4 protein-coding genes are annotated in these 3,790 nt (G+C 44.5%); all 4 read right to left on the bottom strand.

The window, feature by feature from the left end; translation table 11 throughout:
- Positions 1-58: 58 nt before the first annotated feature.
- From G470_RS15060 to obgE, 4 genes are read right to left on the bottom strand one after another with little or no spacing between them, the layout of a single operon-like run.
- The gene (locus G470_RS15060) at positions 59-436 is read right to left on the bottom strand and encodes a DUF1836 domain-containing protein (protein ID WP_051258567.1); all 378 of its coding nucleotides are present in this window, start codon (positions 434-436) and stop codon (positions 59-61) included.
- Between the two features lie 46 nt (positions 437-482).
- Positions 483-1,283: an SDR family NAD(P)-dependent oxidoreductase gene (locus G470_RS0111355; protein WP_028274895.1), complete on the bottom strand. Its 801-nt coding sequence runs from the start codon at positions 1,281-1,283 to the stop codon at positions 483-485.
- Position 1,284: 1 nt separating this feature from the next.
- Positions 1,285-2,241: a ribonuclease Z gene (rnz, locus tag G470_RS0111350; RefSeq protein WP_028274894.1), complete on the bottom strand. Its 957-nt coding sequence runs from the start codon at positions 2,239-2,241 to the stop codon at positions 1,285-1,287.
- Between the two features lie 43 nt (positions 2,242-2,284).
- Positions 2,285-3,592 carry a GTPase ObgE gene (gene obgE / locus G470_RS0111345; protein WP_035445654.1) on the bottom strand — a complete coding sequence of 436 codons (1,308 nt, stop codon included), beginning with the start codon at positions 3,590-3,592 and terminating at the stop codon, positions 2,285-2,287.
- Positions 3,593-3,790 lie beyond the last annotated feature (198 nt).

Genomic DNA, 3,790 nt, shown 5'->3' with positions numbered 1-3,790 from the left:
TAATTATAGGGGTTCACTGACCTTTTTGCATTTTAAATACAAAAAAGGTATCAGCGAATCATTTTGATTCACCAACACCAAATATTATAGAACCCAAATAAGCCAAATGCTTGCGTGTGTATCTTTTTTTCACAGGTTTAGGAATTAACTTCAACTTTACATAGTTGTGAACCATAGAGGATGTTACCAAGGTTTCCGACTCGTCATTTTTAAAGACGGACAGGTAACGGTCCAGCAAATTCAATGTCTGATCAAGATACAGTTCGAAATCAGGCAGTTCTTCCCATCTGGGCAGACTATATGCCTGTAACTCTTCTGCCCACTCACGCAGTTCTGGTTGATTTTCTATTGCTTCCCACCTCTTTACAATATGTGTGTACTTCCAATTTACACTATTTTGATAACCAGGACAATTAGTTTGTAAAACTAAGTGCAAGATAAAAAAAGAAAGCAGTGCTGCACTGCTTTCTTTTTTGAAAAAATTACTTTTTGTTGAAAACCGTCCGAGTCAGAAAATCCCCCACTGTAGGAGCCAATGTATATAAACGATAGGCCCCTTCCAGAACCAACGGCTGATTGATTTCTCTTTTTTTCGTTCCCATCGCCCGGACGATTTTCTTTGCTACTTCATTTGGTTCAAGAACAAACGCATCCACGCTTTCCAAATACTTTCCTTCTGGATCAAACCGATTATGGAAGTCTGTCCGGACAGGTCCCGGATTTGCGGTTGTAACCGCGATATTCAGCGGCGCCAGTTCCAAGCGCAAGGCATTGCTGAAACCAATCACAGCGTGTTTCGTCGCAGAATATACGGCGGATTTAGGCGTGGCAATTTTTCCGGCCATCGAGCTGATGGAAATGATGTGCCCGGATTGTTGCTCCGCCATTTGGATGGCGACCAGTTGAGTGATGTACATCAATCCCAAGACATTGACTTGAAACATTTCCTGGGCTACTTGAATATCAGACTCCAAAAACTCTCCTGTTTCGCCGAACCCAGCGCTGTTCACCAGTACATCGATCACGCCGACCGTTGCCGTCACTTGTTGGACGGTTTGCTCAATCTGATCGGAATCCGTCACATCCAATGGAAAAGCATATGCAGGTTTGTTGGAGAAATGCTCGCATCTTCTTTTGACTTCTTGGAGCTTCTCTTCCCTTCGTCCGCTCACTATGACTACCGCACCATTTTTTGCAGCTTCATAGGCCACTTCTTCTCCGATTCCAGAAGTCGCTCCAGTAATAAAGACTGTTTTTCCTTCCAGATGATTCTGCCTTCCCATTTTACTCCTCCTCGTATTCTATATGATGAGGATCTTCCATCAATACATCCACCTCAGTAAAATCATACATTAAGTGGGTATTTTTGAACACTTTTCTCGCTTCTTTTTCAAGTTTGGCAGCCTCTCTGCCAACATAGCGGGAGCTGATATGGGTTAGAAGCAGCTTTTTCACATTGGCTTGGCGCGCTGTATTCGCTGCATCGATATTAGTGGAATGGTTGTAATCTTTTGCCATTTCCTGTTCATCTCCGCTGAAGGTGCTCTCGTGCACCAATACATCCGCATCTTTCGCCAATTCAATGCTTTTTGGCGTTTTGATTGTATCTCCCAGTATGGTGACAACCCGCCCCTTTTTAGCCGGTCCGATGAAGTCTCTCCCATTCAACACCCGGCCGTCTTCTAATTCGACGGTTTTTCCTTGTTTCAATTTTCCATAAAGCGGACCGGATGGAACACCCATTTCTTTCAACTTATCAGCCAGCAACATGCCGGGATGGTCTTTTTCTTTCACACGGTATCCGTATGAAGGGAGCCCGTGTTTCAATAAACCACACGTCACAACAAATTGATTGTCTTCATAAACGACGCCTTCTTCTTTGATTTCTTTGAAATACAGCGGGTATCTTAAATAAGAGCCGGATAATTTCAAGCTGGTCAAAACATACTGTTTGATCCCCACCGGTCCGCAAATCGTCAAAGGGGTGTCTCCGCCTTGGAATGCCCGACTGCTCAACAAACCTGGAAGTCCGAAGATATGGTCTCCGTGTAAGTGGGTGATAAAAATTTTGTCGATTTTTCGAGGTTTGAGTGTTGTGTGAAGAATTTGCTGCTGGGTGGATTCCCCGCAGTCAAACAACCAGACACTGTTTCGTTCATCCAACAGCTTCAATGCGATGCTGGACACATTCCGGTGTTTGGCGGGGACCCCTGAACCTGTTCCCAAAAAAAGAAGTTTCATTGTATTCAATCCTTGTCTGCTTAAGTTTACCTGTATCGAAAAATTAATCTACAAACTCAAATTCAAAGTCAAAGTCTGCAAGACGAACGACATCCCCATCTTCAGCACCGCGGTCACGCAATGCTTGGTCCACACCCATTGTGCGGAGCTGACGAGCGAACCGCATCGCTGACTCATCGTGATCAAAGTTGGTCATCTTAAACAATTTTTCAATCGTTTCGCCTGTAAGCATCCAAGCGCCTTCTGAATCTTTTGTAATAACAAAGTCAGGTTTGCTGCTTTCGAATTTATACAATACAGAATCCTCTTGCGGCTCTTCTTCGTACAACGGGAATTCCGGTGTGGTTTCAACTAAATCAGCCGTTGCCGTCAATAAAGCGGTGAGGCCGTCTTTTGTCAATGCAGAAACTTCAAATATTTGCGGCTCTTCACCGTATGTTTCCTTGTATTCTTCGATGAACTGCTCCAAATTTTCTTTTGAATCAGGCATGTCCATTTTGTTTGCAACAATCAATTGCGGACGTTCCAGCAATTTCAAGTCATAAGCTTCCATCTCATTGTTGATGGTCAGGTAATCTTCGAAAGGATCTCTCCCTTCCATAGCACTCATATCAATGACATGCAGCAACACGCGTGTCCGTTCAATATGGCGCAAAAACTCAATTCCCAGCCCAACACCTTGGGAGGCCCCTTCAATCAGACCCGGCATGTCCGCCAATACAAAACTGCGGCCGTCTGCCGTCTCTACCATTCCCAAATTGGGAACGAGCGTGGTAAATGGGTAATCGCCAATTTTTGGTTTTGCTGCAGATACGACAGAAAGAAGGGTTGATTTTCCAACTGAAGGAAACCCGACCAAACCTACATCTGCCAATACTTTCAATTCCAACATGACATCCAGTTCTTCTCCAGGCTCGCCGTTTTCCGCAATTTCAGGGGCTGGGTTTCTTGGTGTCGCAAATCGAACGTTTCCTCGTCCGCCACGGCCTCCTTTGGCCACCACCAGTTCTTCTCCGTGTTCTGTGAGGTCGCCTAAAATTCTCCCGCTTTCAGCGTCTTTGACGGTCGTTCCAGGTGGAACCTTGACAAACAAATCCTGTGCACCTTTTCCATGCATTCCTTTCGGCATTCCGTTTTGACCTCTAGGGGCTTTGAAATGACGATTGTACCGGAAGTCCAACAACGTACGGAGCCCTTCGTCCACGACGAATATAACATTTCCTCCGCGTCCGCCGTCTCCACCAGCCGGTCCACCTTTATCTACATATTTTTCTCGACGGAATGCAACCATTCCGTTGCCTCCATCGCCAGCTTTCACACTGACAGTCGCTTGATCTAAAAACATCGACATGTCTTTCTCCTCTTTCTTTCTATAAATTCATTGTACTCAGTCTAGTCCAGTTCTGTTCTATTTTACACTAAAACCTGCTAAAATCCCACATAACTGCAAACTGTGTATGCGTCAAGTTTTCCTCGGTAACCTTTATTCTAAATGACCCTTAATATAAATGCGGTTATTTGTTTCTATTCATTTAACTAAATGAAAGGG

The organism is Atopococcus tabaci DSM 17538 (genome assembly GCF_000429585.1).
GTDB lineage: Bacteria > Bacillota > Bacilli > Lactobacillales > Carnobacteriaceae_A > Atopococcus > Atopococcus tabaci.
The sequence above is the reverse complement of the archived record's forward strand: the minus strand, read 5'-3'. Positions and strand labels throughout refer to the sequence as shown.

What these genes read in the sequence shown, in the direction of transcription:
- G470_RS0111355 (WP_028274895.1), bottom strand. Translation starts at nt 1,283, where the DNA reads ATGGGAAGGCAGAATCATCTGGAAGGAAAAACAGTCTTTATTACTGGA.
- rnz (WP_028274894.1), bottom strand. Translation starts at nt 2,241, where the DNA reads ATGAAACTTCTTTTTTTGGGAACAGGTTCAGGGGTCCCCGCCAAACAC.
- obgE (WP_035445654.1), bottom strand. Translation starts at nt 3,592, where the DNA reads ATGTCGATGTTTTTAGATCAAGCGACTGTCAGTGTGAAAGCTGGCGAT.